Source organism: Acidovorax sp. FG42, assembly GCF_057809195.1.
In genome coordinates, this window is record NZ_JBMDJM010000006.1 from 1 (window position 1) to 14,492 (window position 14,492).

Annotated in this window: 11 protein-coding genes; 6 read left to right on the top strand and 5 right to left on the bottom strand. The window is 65.5% G+C overall.

All coding sequences use genetic code 11. The features are described 5' to 3' along the window. From ACODSM_RS08185 to ACODSM_RS08195, 3 genes are all read left to right on the top strand, one after another. Nucleotides 1-160: EAL domain-containing protein (locus ACODSM_RS08185; RefSeq protein ID WP_488805048.1), on the top strand; the 160-nt coding region annotated here is incomplete at its 5' end. Nucleotides 161-208: 48 nt separating this feature from the next. Beyond that, complete coding sequence (locus ACODSM_RS08190) at nt 209-5,083, top strand: PAS domain S-box protein (RefSeq protein WP_488804921.1); 4,875 nt, start codon at nt 209-211, stop codon at nt 5,081-5,083. 24 nt (nt 5,084-5,107) lie between these two features. Continuing rightward, nucleotides 5,108-6,238, top strand: coding sequence for a response regulator (locus tag ACODSM_RS08195; RefSeq protein WP_209819010.1), 1,131 nt, complete (start codon nt 5,108-5,110; stop codon nt 6,236-6,238). Nucleotides 6,239-6,439: 201 nt separating this feature from the next. On the opposite strand, the gene ACODSM_RS08200 is transcribed toward ACODSM_RS08195, so the two are convergent. Further along, nucleotides 6,440-7,396 (bottom strand): inositol monophosphatase family protein, encoded by a 957-nt coding sequence (locus tag ACODSM_RS08200; protein ID WP_488804922.1) that lies wholly within the window; start codon nt 7,394-7,396, stop codon nt 6,440-6,442. A 175-nt stretch (nt 7,397-7,571) separates the two neighbouring features. On the opposite strand from ACODSM_RS08200, the gene ACODSM_RS08205 reads away from it, so the two are divergent. Both ACODSM_RS08205 and cysE read left to right on the top strand, forming a co-directional pair. Further along, nucleotides 7,572-8,384 (top strand): RNA methyltransferase, encoded by an 813-nt coding sequence (locus ACODSM_RS08205; RefSeq protein ID WP_209819014.1) that lies wholly within the window; start codon nt 7,572-7,574, stop codon nt 8,382-8,384. Nucleotides 8,385-8,420: 36 nt separating this feature from the next. Continuing rightward, complete coding sequence (gene cysE, locus ACODSM_RS08210) at nt 8,421-9,203, top strand: serine O-acetyltransferase (protein ID WP_015015184.1); 783 nt, start codon at nt 8,421-8,423, stop codon at nt 9,201-9,203. Nucleotides 9,204-9,245: 42 nt separating this feature from the next. On the opposite strand, the gene ACODSM_RS08215 is transcribed toward cysE, so the two are convergent. The 3 genes from ACODSM_RS08215 to yjgA all read right to left on the bottom strand — a co-directional run bounded on the left by ACODSM_RS08215 (nt 9,246) and on the right by yjgA (nt 11,614). Continuing rightward, nucleotides 9,246-10,274: a hypothetical protein gene (locus ACODSM_RS08215; RefSeq protein WP_488804923.1), complete on the bottom strand. Its 1,029-nt coding sequence runs from the start codon at nt 10,272-10,274 to the stop codon at nt 9,246-9,248. 70 nt (nt 10,275-10,344) lie between these two features. Next, entirely contained in the window at nt 10,345-10,950 is a 606-nt protein-coding gene (gene mog / locus ACODSM_RS08220; protein ID WP_488804924.1) for a molybdopterin adenylyltransferase, read from the bottom strand. After that, nucleotides 10,943-11,614: a ribosome biogenesis factor YjgA gene (yjgA, locus tag ACODSM_RS08225; RefSeq protein ID WP_488804925.1), complete on the bottom strand. Its 672-nt coding sequence runs from the start codon at nt 11,612-11,614 to the stop codon at nt 10,943-10,945. The genes mog and yjgA overlap by 8 nt, the downstream gene beginning before the upstream one ends. 336 nt (nt 11,615-11,950) lie before the next feature. On the opposite strand from yjgA, the gene pmbA reads away from it, so the two are divergent. Then, entirely contained in the window at nt 11,951-13,393 is a 1,443-nt protein-coding gene (pmbA, locus tag ACODSM_RS08230) for a metalloprotease PmbA (RefSeq protein ID WP_295944013.1), read from the top strand. Between the two features lie 116 nt (nt 13,394-13,509). On the opposite strand, the gene ACODSM_RS08235 is transcribed toward pmbA, so the two are convergent. Then, on the bottom strand, nt 13,510-14,271 hold the full coding sequence (locus tag ACODSM_RS08235; RefSeq protein ID WP_488804926.1) for an NAD(P)-dependent oxidoreductase: 762 nt from the start codon (nt 14,269-14,271) through the stop codon (nt 13,510-13,512). Between the last annotated feature and the right edge of the window lie 221 nt (nt 14,272-14,492).

Genomic DNA, 14,492 nt, shown 5'->3' on the forward strand with positions numbered 1-14,492 from the left:
GGCCAAGAGCCTGGACCTGGAGGTGGTGGCGGAGGGGGTGGAGACGACGGGGCAGTTGTCGTTCCTGAGGCTGCACGGGTGCGAGGGCTTCCAGGGGTATCTGTTTGGAAGGCCCGGGCCGGCGGAGACTATCGATGCATTGCTGGACCCCGCAGGCTGACAGTAACGGATCCACTGGGCAGGGAGCCCGCGTGGCAAGGGCGTAGGCATGTGGTTTGACAAGCTTCTGGACCGCAAAGCGCCTGGCCTGCGTGGCTTGCTGCTGGTCGTAGTCCTCGCGCTGGTGGGTGCAGTGCTGGTGGTGCAGGGGGCGCAACACTGGCGTGCCGGCGAGCGGTCTGACGAACGCTCGCGTCTGCTGCAGCAGACGGCAGACACCTTGCAAGCACAGACCACCGGTGGCTCCATGCTGGGGGCGGTGTCTTTGATGGGGCTGAGCGAGCCGCTGCTCAAGGACATGGCGCTGGGCCGCTTGCCTCCCGATCACCCCGAAGCACTGTCCCGCCTGGCCGTGGCGCGGGGGCGCTTTCTGGTGCAGGGCGTGTATGTCATGTCGGCAGACGGCACTGTGGTGGCCCATGAGACGCCGGGCGAACGGTCCACGGGCTTGAACCTCGCGTTTCGCCCCTATTTCCAGCAGGCCATCCAGGGCGCGACCAGCGTGTATGCGGCCATTGGCAGCAACACCCAGGAGCGCGGGTTGTACTACGCGGCGCCGCTGTACGAGAGCGACACGCCTTCGAGCAACATCATCGGCGTGGTGATGTTCAAGGTGGGCTTTGAGCCGGTGGACTTGCTGCTCAAGCGCGCGGGCCTGCCCATGGTGTTGCTGTCGCCGCAGGGTGTGGCATTTGCAGCCACCCGGCCCGAATGGCAGTTTGCGGTGGCACCGCCGCTCACGCAGGCGCGCATCGACGCCATCCGGGCCACGCGCCAGTTCGGCCGCCACTTTGACAACGGCGTGGCGTCTGCGCTGCCGTTTGCAGCCGATGCGGGTGAGGTGCAGATCAATGGGGTACCCCATGCGGTCGAGCGCCGGGCCATCGACTGGCACGACCCGACCGGTGAGTGGCAACTGGTGGCGCTGGACGACATCAGCGCCTTGATGACGTCGTCACAGCGCGCCCGCATCGGGGCTGTGGCCTTTGTGCTGGTTTGCCTGCTGGGCCTGTTGCTGCTGGATTTGCTGCGCAGCCGCGCGCGGGTGGCCAGCGCGCTGGAGCGCTTCCGGGTGCTGGGGACGGCGCTGGAGAGCAGCCCCGTGTCGGTGGTGATCACCGATGGCGAGGGCCGCATCGACTGGGTCAACCCCCAGTACGAGCGCAACACTGGGTATTCGCTCGACGAGGTGCGGGGCAAAAAGCCCTCGCTGGTGGCCAGCGGGCAGACGCCCGCGCAGACCTATCAACTGATGTGGTCGGCACTGCTGTCGGGCAAATCCTGGCAAGGCCAGTTCGTCAACCGGCGCAAGGACGGGAGCATCTACCACGACGAGGCCACGCTGTCCCCCGTGTTTGACGGGCGTGGCAAGCGCATCGGAATTGTGGGTTTGCACGAGGACGTGTCCGAGCGCATCCAGGCGCAAAAGGAGCTGGAGCGCCGCGAGCGCCTGCTCAACGAACTGCTGGAGCAGCAGACCGCCATCTTTGACAACGCGCCGCCCATCGTGCTGGTGTGCGATGGGCAGTTCCGCCAGTTCAACCCGGCGTTTGTGGACCTCATGGGCGGCACGGCATCCCAGCTGCTGGGCCTAGGGGTGTCGGTGCTGTTCGGTGGTGCGGGCCATGCCGACCTGTTCACCGCCCGCGTCACGCCCGCATTGGCGTCGGGCCAGGCGCTGCGCGAGACCGCGACGCTGTACCGGCTGGATGGCACCCGGTTCGAGGCGCGCCTGGCGGGCCGCAGCCTGAAGATGGACGACTTTGGCACCGCCTCGATCTGGGTGATTGAAGACGTCAGCGAACAGCGACGCGCAGAACAAGTCATTCAGCAGGCCCAGGAGCGCCTGGAGCTGGCGCAGGAGGCGGGCAAGATCGGGGTGTTCGACCTGAACCTGGTCACCGGCGAAATCGTTTGGTCGGACAAGCTGGCGCAGATGATGGGCCTGCCGCCTGGCACCCAGCCCGACGGGCGGGACTTCTGGCTCAACTGCCTGCATCCCGAGGACCGCGACCAGGCGGGCGCCTATTTCGACAGCTGCCTGGCTGGCACCGAGGATTACCTGCGCGACTCCTGGCGCATCGTGCGCCCGGACGGTGAGGTGCGCTGGTTCCTGGAGGCTGCACGCATTTTCCGCAATGCCCAGGGCCAGCCCGTGCGGGTGGTAGGGGTCAACGTGGATATCCACGATCAGAAGCTCCTGGAGGAACAGGTGGCAGGGCAGCTGGATTTCCAGCAGGCGCTGATTGATGCCATCCCGGTGCCCCTGTTCTACAAAGGGGCAGACGGGCGGTATATCGGGGTGAACCGTGCCTACGAGCAGGCTTTCGGGGTGACGCGTGAGGCGCTCATCGGCAAGACGGTGATGGACCTGGACTACCTGCCGCAAGAGACCCGCACGCGCTTCGAGCAGGACGCGGTACAGGCCATGGAAGGCGAGCGCAAGGTGCACCGTGAGGTTGACTTGCCGTATGCCGACGGTGAGCTGCACCACACGCTGTTCTGGCTGCACGGCTTTGCGCGCCCGGATGGTACCGCGGGCGGCACCATCGGCACCTTTGTGGACATCACCGACCGCCAGCGCGCTGAACAGGAACTGCGGCGCGCCAAGGATCTGGCCGAGGAATCCACCGCGCTCAAGTCCAACTTCCTGGCCAACATGAGCCACGAGATCCGCACGCCGATGAATGCGATCATCGGCATGTCGCATCTGGCGCTCAAGTCGGGCCTGAGCCCGCGCCAGCACGACTATGTGAGCAAGATCCAGCAGGCGGGCCAGCATCTGCTGGGCGTCATCAACGACATCCTGGACTTCTCCAAGATCGAGGCGGGCAAGCTGGTGGTGGAGCGCCAGCCGTTCCTGCTGGACCGCATGCTCGAAAGCGTGTCGGACGTGGTGGGCTACAAGGCCGGAGCGAAGGGGCTGGAGCTGGTCTGCGATGTGGCCAGCGACGTGCCCCCCAACCTGGTGGGCGACGCGCTGCGCCTGGGCCAGATCCTCATCAACTATGCCAACAACGCCATCAAGTTCACGGAGTCGGGCGAAATCAGCATTGCCGTGCGTTTGCTGGAGGAGATGGGAAACCAGGTGCGCCTGCGTTTCGAGGTGCGTGACACCGGCATCGGGCTCACCGATGAGCAGATGGCGCGCCTGTTCCAGAGCTTCCAGCAGGCGGACACCTCCACCACGCGCCGCTACGGCGGCACCGGCCTGGGGCTGGCGATCTGCAAGAGCCTGGCCGAGCTGATGGGCGGCGAGGTGGGCGTGGAAAGTCGCTTTGGCAAGGGTTCCACCTTCTGGGTGTCGGTGCCGCTGGAGCGCGGCGCGCCGGCGCGGGTGCTGCTGCCACCGCCCGACCTGCGGGGCACCCGGGTGCTGGTGGTGGACGACAACCACACGGCGGCCACGGTGCTGTCCGACATGCTGCAAGCCATGGGTTTTGTGGTGGAACAGGCGCATTCGGGCCTGGAGGCGCTGGACCGGCTGCGCGAGTCCATGGCCCATCAGCAGCCGTTTGGCCTCTTGCTGCTGGACTGGCACATGCCGGGCATGGATGGCGTGGAGCTGGCCGGCCACATTCGCAGCCTGGGCATGCCCAAGGTGCCGCAGATGCTGATGGTGACGGCCTACGGGCGCGAGGACGTGATGCGGGCCGCACGTGCGCAGGGCATTGAAACCGTGCTCATCAAGCCCGTCAATGCCTCGCTGCTGTTCGACACCCTGATGCAGCCGCTGGAGGCATCGGGCTCGGAGCGACGCCGTGCGGTCACCCCCGCCCCTGCGGCCGATGAACTGCCCCTGGACATCCGGGGCGCCAGCGTGCTGCTGGTCGAGGACAACGAGCTCAACCAGATGGTGGCGATGGAGCTGCTGCTGGACGCGGGCTTCGCCGTGGACGTGGCAGAAAACGGGCAGATCGCCATCGACCACATTGAGCGCAAGCACTACGACGCCGTGCTCATGGACATGCAGATGCCCGTCATGGACGGCGAGACCGCCACGCGCCTGCTGCGCGGCAACCCGCGTTATGCGCAGTTGCCCATCATTGCGATGACGGCCAACGCCATGGAGGCGGACCGCCAGCGCTGCTTTGCGGCCGGCATGAACGACCATGTGGCCAAGCCCATCGAGCCTGCAGCCCTGTGGGCTGCGCTGGCCCGGTGGATTCGCCCCCGCGAGGGGCTGGGTGCTGCAGTACCACCCGCGCGCAGCAATGCGGCGCCAGTGGCGGCATCGGTGGCGGCGGGGGCCGCCAGTGCCACGGCCGCTGGCTGGCTACCGGTGGATGTTCCTGATCTGCCGGGCCTGGACACCAACCTGGGCCTGCAGCGTGCGTTGGGCAAGACGGGTCTGTATGCCGAGATGCTGCGCCGCTTTGTGCAAGGGCAGGCCCCGGTGCTGCCAGAGCTGCAGCGCGCCCTCGCGGTGCATGACGTGGCGCTGGCCGAGCGCCTGGCCCACACGCTGCGGTCGGTGGCCGCCAACATTGGCGCGCAGGCCGTGTCGGACCGCGCGCAGGCGCTGGAGCACTCGCTGCGCTTTCGCCATGGCAACGAGGCCATCGTGCCGTTGCTGGCGGAGCTGCGCGCTGCGCTACAGCCGCTGCTGCAGGGGCTACAGGACTGGGTGCTGCAAGCGGTGCAGGGGCAAGCGGCACCGGAGCACGGTGTGTCGCCATCTGCAGGCGTATCTGGGCCGGGCATGACGCCCGCCGAGGCCGAACACCATTTGCGCCACTTGCTGGAGCAGGACGACCCTGCAGCCACCGAGTTTTTCCAACACAATGGCGTGTTGCTCAAGGCGGCCCTGGGGAGCGCTTTCCAGGCTGTTGAAAAGCACACCCTGAACTTTGATTTCGAGCAGGCACTGGAGGCCATGGCTGCGGTGCCTGGCTCCGAATCCACCGCCCTCGAATCCCCCTGAACGGCACTCACGCAGGACATTTGCATGGACAACGCGCCTTTTGCCTCCAGCCCGGCGACCTTGGTAGATAAGCCGATTGCCACCGTGCTCGTGGTGGACGACACGCCCGAAAACCTCACCCTCATGGGCAGCCTGCTGCGCGAGCACTACCTGGTCAAGGTGGCGAACCATGGCGAGAAGGCGCTCAAGATTGCCCAGTCGGCCACGCCGCCCGACCTGATCCTGCTGGACATCATGATGCCCGAGGTGGATGGCTACGAGGTCTGCCGCCGCCTGAAGGAGGCACCCGCCACGCGCGACATCCCGGTGATCTTCCTCACGGCGCGCTCCGACACCGACGACGAGCGCATGGGACTGGCGCTGGGCGCGGTGGACTACATCACCAAACCCATCAGCCCGCCCATCCTGCTGGCCCGCGTCAACACGCACCTGGCGCTCAAGGCCACGGCCGACTTCCTGCGCGACAAAAGCGCTTATCTGGAGCGCGAGGTCGCCATGCGCACGCTGGAGGTGCAGGCCATCCAGGACGTGACCATCATGGCCATGACCTCTCTGGCCGAGACGCGTGACAACGAAACCGGCAACCACATCCGCCGCACCCAGCTGTATGTGAAGACGCTGGCCGAGCGCCTGCGCCACCACCCGCGTTTTGAGCATCTGCTCAACGACCGCATGATCGAGCTGCTCTACAAGTCGGCCCCGTTGCACGACATCGGCAAGATCGGCATCCCCGACAGCATCCTGCTCAAGCCCGGCAAGCTCACGGTGGAAGAATTTGAGGTGATGAAGACCCACACCACGCTGGGCCGCGACGCGATCGAAGAAGCCGAGCGGCGCCTGGGCATGCGTGTGGCGTTTTTGAGCGTGTCCAAGGAGATCGCCTACAGCCACCAGGAAAAGTGGGACGGCTCCGGCTATCCACAGGGCTTGGCGGGCGATGCCATCCCGGTGTCGGCCCGCCTGATGGCCGTGGCCGACGTGTACGACGCGCTCATTAGCAAGCGCGTGTACAAGCCCGCGTTTTCGCACGACCAGGCCTGCAGCACCATCGTGCGGGGCAAGGGCACCCACTTCGACCCTGACATGGTGGATGCGTTTGTGGACATTGCGGAAGACTTCCGCAGCATTGCGCAGAAATATCCAGACCCGGTGTAGGGTTCATCCCCCTGAGTCGCTTCGCGCCTTCCCCCTTCTCTCGAATGGCTGCGCCCTTCGGGAAGGGGGACGCAGCCAGCGCGGCGGGGCGGCCCTTGCGCGGCTGCGCTGGTGTAGGTTGCGCCCACTGCGCGGTCCAGCTACCAGACCTCACCAGGGGGCATCGTGCGTCGGCTTTGCCGCAGGGCGCGGTGGGTGGATTTAGAACGGCGCGTCTTCGCCCTTGGCGGTGTCGGCCTGGGGAGCCCCCGATTCGGCTGCATCTGCAGCGCCTTCTGCCTCTGGCGTGTTGTTGGCTTCGGGCGCGTCGGCAGTCGCCGCCTGGCGCACAGCCGCCTTGTCGCCAGCGCTCGCAAACTTGCTGTACTTGCCCAGGATGGGCACCAGCTGGCCGTACACGCGGGGGTTGCCTGCCAGACACTCGCGCTGTTCCAGGAAGTCGGCTTCGCCCGTGAAGTTGCCCACCAGGCCGCCGGCCTCGGTCACCAGCAGCGAGCCCGCTGCCACGTCCCAGATCGACAGACCGGTTTCAAAGAAACCGTCGGTGAAGCCGGCAGCCACGTAGGCCAGGTCCAGCGCAGCGGCGCCGGGGCGGCGCAGGCCGGCGGTGCGTTGCATCACGTCGGCCATCATGTTCAGGTAGCTCTTGAAGTTGTCGCCCGGGCGGAAGGGGAAGCCGGTGGAGATCAGGCAGTCCTTGAGCTGGGTGCGCTTGCTCACGCGGATGCGGCGCTCGTTCAGGAAGGCGCCACGGCCCTTGGTGGCGGTGAACAGGTCGTTGCGGGTAGGGTCGTACACCACAGCTTGCTCGATCTTGCCTTTGACGGCCAGCGCAATGCTGATGCAGTACACGGGGAAACCGTGGATGAAATTGGTAGTGCCGTCCAGCGGGTCGATGATCCAGACGAACTCCGAATCCCTGGCGCCGTATTCCTTGCCCGACTCTTCAGCCAGGATGCCGTGGCCGGGGTATGCCGTCAGCAGCGTCTCGATGATGATCTTTTCGGAGGCGTGGTCCACCTCGGTCACAAAGTCATTGATCTGCTTTTGCGAGATCCGCACCGATTCCACGTCCAGGGCCGCGCGGTTGATGATGGCGCCGGCGGCGCGTGCAGCCTTGATGGCCACGTTGAGCATGGGGTGCAGAGTAGACGACATAAATTGTGGTGGTTGGCAGCGCACGGCCAGGGTGGCGCGGGCGTCTGCGTACAGGATGAGCGGGGAGGTCCGACCCGTCCCGGCGATGCGGGCGGCGACAATAGAGGGCGGGATTTTACCCGCAGAGCCCTTTTTTGCCTAACCGGCCGCTTTCTCCCTCTCGCCCCGCCCGTCCATGAAGACCCGTTTTGTTCTGATCAACACCAGCCACGCCGGCAATGTGGGCGCCGCCGCCCGTGCCATGAAAACCATGGGGTTTGACGACCTGGTGCTGGTCGCTCCACGCTGGGCCAACGTGCTGCGGCGCGAGGAAACCATCCAGCGCGCCAGCGGCGCCCTCGATGTGCTGAACAACGCACGCATCGTCGCCACGCTGGACGAGGCCCTAGACGGTGTGAGCCACTTGTGCGCCACGGCCATGACGCCCCGCGACTTCGGCCCGCCGACGGCCGCGCCACGTGCCCACTTTGAAATGCTATTAAAAAGTGAGCTGCTCAGGCATGAAGCACTATCGCAAGAGGCCCAAAACCCTTCAAATCCATCCGGCGACACGCCTGCAGACCCGTGCGCGGCCCCGCAAGCCGGCGTGGCCTTTCTCTTCGGCTCCGAGCGGTTTGGCATGACCAACGAAGACGTGTACCGCTGCCATGTAGCGCTGTCGATTCCCACCAACCCCGGCTTTGGCTCGCTCAACCTAGGGGCCGCTATCCAGGTGATCGCCTATGAATGGCGCCAGGCATTGGGCGGATTTGCGGTGCAGGACGCGACCCCGCCGCGCACGCTGGCCGATGCGGCGCAGGTGGCGGGCATGCTGAGCCACTGGGAGCAGGCGCTCACCTCCATCGGCTTTCTGGACCCGGCCGCGCCCAAGAAGCTCATGCCCCGCCTTAACCAGCTTTTCAACCGCGCGCAGCTCAGCCCTGAGGAAATCCACATCTTGAGAGGTGTCGCCAAAGCCATGATCGAGACGGCGCAGGCGAAACGATAGACTGTGTAACCCATTTACAAATAACCATAACAACCAATGCTCGCCCGCCTGCGCTCCGATATCCAGTGCATCCTCGACCGCGATCCTGCCGCGCGCAGCACGTGGGAGGTGATCACCTGTTATCCGGGCCTGCACGCTATCTGGCTGCACCGCCCGGCCCACTGGTGCTGGCACCACGGACTCAAATGGCTGGGGCGTTTCATCTCGCACTTTGCGCGCTGGTTCACCGGTATTGAGATCCATCCCGGCGCCAAGATCGGCGAGCGCGTGTTCTTTGACCATGCCATGGGCGTGGTGGTGGGCGAGACCGCCGAGATCGGCGACGGCTGCACCATCTACCAGGGCGTGACCTTGGGTGGTACCTCGCTCTACAAGGGCACCAAGCGCCACCCTACGCTGGGCAAGGACGTGGTGGTGAGCGCGGGCGCCAAGGTGTTGGGCGGCTTTGAGGTGGGTGATGGTGCCAAGATCGGCTCCAACGCCGTGGTCATCAAGCCGGTGCCTGCTGGCGCCACGGCGGTGGGCATCCCGGCGCGCATCATCCCGTCGAAAGAGGGGCAGAGTGCCGACGTGACCGAATCCCAGCCGGCGCGCAAGTTCACCGCCTATGGCATCACGCAGGAAGACGACCCGCTCTCGCAGGCCATGCGCGGCTTGATCGACAACGCCTCATCGCAAGAGCATCAGATTGCGCTTTTGTGGCAGGCCATCGAAAAACTCTCGGCCGCCAACCAGCAGGCCAAGGACTGCGTGCCTTGCGACGCGGCGATCAAGGAACAGTTTGAGGCGGGCAAGCTCAACGAGCTGGTGGGCAAGTAGGCCTGCAGCGAGTTGGGTGCTGGGCCGCCGCGACACCTGCGGCTATCGCTTCTCGTAGAAGGCGATCAGCGGCGGATCAAAAGCGGCATGGTCGAGTTGCCATAGTCCCAGAGGGCCCCGCAGAAAAGGTATCTGGTAGTCACTGCCTGGGGGAAACTGATCCCAGTACTCCCGTGCGCGCGGGAAGTACATGCGGGGCAGGCCCAGGGACGGGTCGACCGGTTCCAGCCGCGTGGCGGAAGTCACGCGGTAGGTATAGGCCTGCGTCGGTCCGTCTGCAAGCCATTGGTCCATGCGCTTGGCGGCGGGCAGTGCAGCGCCCAGCGCCGCGAGGGCGACGAAGGTGCCCACCACCATGGATTCCCGGGCGGGGACTCCCCCGCGGTTCATGAAGAGGTAGCACGACAGCAGCAGAAAGCCGGCCCCAGCAGCTGCGCCCAGTGGTAGCAGGGGGCTTACCAGCATGTTCAGCAACTGCGCATCGGTCAGTTCGAAGCGGCTGATGACGAAGGTGTCGATCAGGCTGAAAAGGAAAAGCGCGAAGAACGCGGCCACCATGCTGATGCTGCGGGGGTTCTTCTCCAGGGCAAAGTCCGTGGTCTGTTGCTCGTCGAGTGCGTAGTCCGGGAAGGCGCTGCGAAAGATGTCTGACAGCGCCTCGCGCGAAGGCAGCGCGTACATGCCGGTATCCGCACAAAACAACAGCGCCCCGCGCGGGGTGTTCAGCTCTGCCCAATACAGGTTGCCCGCGCGCAGGTGCCGGTTACCAAGCCATTGCACGCTGGCGCTGGCCTTGTCGATAGACGATTCGAATGGGCGGTGGCCCTTCAGCCAGAAACCTTTGATGCGCAGTGTCTCGCCGTCGTCAATCAGCACACCCTTAGCTTCAAACGGCATGATGCGCAGCCAGCTCTGATAGAAACCAGGCCGTGCCAGATTGATGCGCCAGTAGTGCTGCCCCTTCAGGCCTTGCACCAGCGCATCCTGCCGCTGTTTCATGCTGCGATTGCGCCAGTACAGGTAGCCAAGCAGCACCAGCAGCGGCAGATGGACAAGCCAGAGGTATTTCATAGCAGGTCCGCACTGCTACCGATGCGTACTGAGAAAGCGTATAGCGCCACAGTGTCGGGCTGTCCGGCGATCAGTTGGATGTGCGCGGTGCGCGAATCGCCGTCTTGGGCCGGAACGCCTTGCACACCTCATCGCGCGTTTCCAGGTAGGGCCCGCCGATCAGGTCGATGCAGTAGGGCACTGCAGCAAAGATGCCGGGCACTATCTGCTTGCCGTCGGCATCCTTCAGCCCCTCCAGCGTCTCGGCAATCGCCTTGGGCTGGCCGGGCAGATTGATGATGAGGCTGTTTCCCCGGATCACTGCCACCTGGCGCGAGAGGATGGCCGTGGGCACAAACTTCAGGCTGATCTGGCGCATCTGCTCACCAAAGCCCGGCATCTCCTTGTGCGCCACGGCCAGCGTGGCCTCGGGCGTCACGTCGCGCAGCGCGGGGCCGGTGCCGCCGGTGGTCAGCACCAAGCTGCAGCCAGCGTCCACCAGCTCGATCAGCGTGGCGCTGATGCCGGACTGTTCATCGGGGATCAGACGCGGTTCGAAGGTGATGGGGTTGTGCAGCGCACGCGTGAGCCAGTCCTGCAGTGCGGGCAGGCCCTTGTCTTCATAAACGCCAGTGCTGGCGCGGTCGCTGATGGAGACGATGCCGATCTTGACGGCGTCGTGGACGGCTTCACTCATCGTCGTTGTCCTCGTTGGTGTCGCTGGCATCTGCCGTGCCGGTGCCGCCCAGGTGCTCGCGCACCAGCTGGAACAGCTCGCGGTACGCACGGCCCTTGCGGGGCGCCAGGCCTTGCGAGACCTGGACATTGGCCTCTTTGCCTGCGGGCTGTGCGTCCTTGCGCGCCTGGCGGATCAGCGCGCGCAGCTGCTGGGTGTCGGTGGTGGGATGCTCGGCCATCCAGGCGGCCAGCGTGTCGTCATCGGCGATCAGGCGGTCGCGCCATTGTTCGGCCAGGTGCAGCTGCAGCTTTTCGGTGGCAGAGCCCTTGTGCTGCTCTTCCAGGGCCTGGCGGGCGGCCTGCACCAGCTCGGGTTCGAGCTTGCGCATGAGCTTGCCCACGTACTGCATCTGGCGGCGCTTGCCTTCAAAGTTGGTGATGCGCTTGGCCTCGGCCAGCGCCTCCACCAGCTTGTCGGGCAGGCCCACGGCGTCGAACAGGTCGGCGCGCAGGGTCAGCAACTCCTTGCCCAGGTCCTGCAGTTCATCGCTCTCGCGCTTGAGATCGGTGCGGCTGGCATCGGGCGTGCCTTTGAGTTCGGCCTTGAGCTGGATGTCCAGTTCGCTGCCTTCGGCAACGAACTGGCCTCGCACAAAGTAGCCTTTTTTGGGTTTGCGTGACATGGGTGGTGGGGGCAAAAAACGAGTGGAGCCAAGAGCCTGTTCACGATCTCGCAGGGGTCGCGTTGGAACGCAATCGGGATGAGTGGAAGCTTCGGGTGCGCTGCGTGGGCTAATGCCCATGCAAGCAGCCGGGGCGTTCAATCGCCCGATTTCGCTCCAACCCTTCGGGCAGTGGTCTTTGCGGGCGGTCTGCTGCGTTGCGGCGTTTGCCAATAGCCGAGCTATTGGCTGCACACCGCGCTTTGCATCCCATCCCGCAAAGACCGCTGCGCGACCCCTGGGAGATCGTTAACAGGCTCTCAACGCGCCACAGTGGCAAGTATCATAGCTGCCGCTATGAACAAACCCTCGAATCGCGCCCCGCGCACCCCTGGCGCGCTGGCCGCCGCGCCCGCAGCCGCCTCCTCTCGCACCCCTGACAGCGGCTTCAGCTACAGCCGCCCGTTTTTTGAAGAGCTGGTGGACCGCGCCCTGGCGCATGCCAAAAAGCTGGGCGCGACCGACGCGGGCGCTGAGGCGTCCGAAGGCTGCGGCCTGTCGGTCAGCGTGCGCAAGGGCGAGCTGGAGAATGTGGAGCGCAACCGCGACAAGTCGCTGGGCGTGACGGTCTACATCGGCCACCGCCGGGGCAATGCCAGCACGTCAGACTTTTCTACCAAGGCGATCGAGCAGACCGTGCAGGCGGCCTACGACATCGCCCGCTTCACGGCGGAAGACCCCGTAGCCGGACTGCCCGATGCCGACGACATCGCGCCCGCCGACACGCACCGCGACTTGCAACTCTTCCACCCCTGGGCCATCACCAGCGAAGAGGCTGCAGAGATGGCCAAGGCCTGCGAAGCCGCCGCATTCAAGACGCACCGCCGCATCACCAACAGCGAAGGCGCGGGCGTGTCGGCCCAGCAAAGCCATTTCTTCAGCGCCCACACACGCGGCTTTCGCGGCGGCTATGCCAGTTCGCGCCACAGCTTCTCGGTGGCTCCCATCGCCTCGCTGCCCGGCAAGAACGGCGAGATGCAGCGCGACGCCTGGTACAGCTCCATGCGCAATGCGGCCGACCTGGCATCGCCCGAGGCCGTGGGCCGCTACGCAGCGCAGCGTGCCCTGAGCCGCCTGGGCAGCCGCAAGATCCCCACTACGCAGTGCCCTGTGCTGTTTGAATCGACGCTGGCCGCAGGCCTGCTGGGCGGTTTTGTGCAGGCCATCAGTGGCGGCTCGCTGTACCGCAAGAGCAGTTTCTTGCTCGACTCGCTGGGCAAGATGGTCTTCCCCAAGCACATCGACATCCTCGAAGACCCGTTCATCCTGGGCGGCAAGGGCAGCTCGCCGTTTGACGAAGAAGGGGTGCGTGTGGCGCCGCGCAAGGTGGTGCAGGGTGGCCGTGTGCAGGGCTATTTCCTCAGCAGCTACTCGGCCCGCAAGCTGGGCATGAAGACCACGGGCAACGCCGGTGGCTCGCACAACCTGGTGATGACCTCGCGCCTCACGCAGGCCAGCGACAACCTCGACGCCATGCTGCAAAAGCTGGGCACCGGCCTGTTTGTGGTGGAGCTGATGGGCCAGGGTGTGAACTACGTGACGGGCGACTACTCGCGCGGCGCGAGCGGCTTCTGGGTGGAGAACGGCAAGATCGCCTTCCCCGTGCACGAGATCACCATCGCGGGCAACCTGAAAGACATGCTCAAGGGCATCGAGGCCGTGGGCGCGGATGCCTACAACTATGGCGCCAAGACGGTGGGCTCCATCCTGGTCAATCGCATGAAGGTGGCGGGTAGCTGATCTTTATGGCTGCCGCAGGCGGATGCTGCAAGTTGCTGATGTGAGGCAAGTTTCGGCAGCTTTCCTGCCCCCCAGGCCCTCGTGACTGCGAGGGCCTTTTTTCATGGAGGTCTGCGTCAGCTGGCACTGCGGGGCTTGGCCGCCCAGGTGTCTTTCTTGCCGCGCATGCCCGCGGGCAGAGCGAGGCCCACGCGGTGCCGGGACATCGCGTCCCGGGGCGCAAGATGGGCCAGCATCAGCGCCGCTGCATCGGCATAGGGCACGATCATCTGCGGCACCTTCGACGCAAACAGCAGCAGCAACAGCGGGCTGGGGAGCTTGCCTGCAAAGGACGGCACAGCGACCGGCAACTGGTCCGCTGCAATGCGCAGCCGGTCGATGCCGAGCGCGGCTTGGTCCAACATCGGCCCGGGGCACAGCAGCCGCCAGTCAATGGGGGAGCTGTTCAGGCGCTCAAAGTTCTTCCGGTGCGGCCAATAGGTGTCGCGCACCTTGGGCAGTTCAACCCCCCGGCGGCCTGTCTGGCCGATGTCGAGCACGGCGGCGCCCGCCATGAACCAGCAGATCGGACGCTCGGAAGGCGCAAGGGATTCCACACTGGAAACAACGCGGTCCACAAGCTCGACAAATGCGCGGCCTTCTGTGACCAGCCCCGCGCAGTTGATCAGTGCCTCGTGGCCCCGAACCAAGTCGGCCAAAGCGCCGATGGCTACCGTGCCCAGGTCCACAGGGTGCACCGTGATGCGTGACCGCATGTCCTGGGGCAGCTTGGCGGGGTTGCGCACGATGACCGATACCTGGTGGCCGGCTGCCACAGCCTGCTGCAGCACGTGGCGGCCGAGGGAGCCCGTGGCTCCCAGGATGAGAAGACGCTTCATGGTCGATGGTTCGCGAAGAGATGAATGATGTGGACTGCCGACGGCCGGGCGGCCATCGACGGGCGATGCCGCGATGATTCCATGCCCTTGCCTCGGCAGCACCCGCAGCGGGTGAGGCCCATCGCGAAGACGGTGACTTTGTTCACGGTGCTTGTGTTCACCTGTGGTGCCTCGCCAGTCTTGCCTGCCTCTGTACCGGCGGTGCAGGAGTGCCGCCAGAC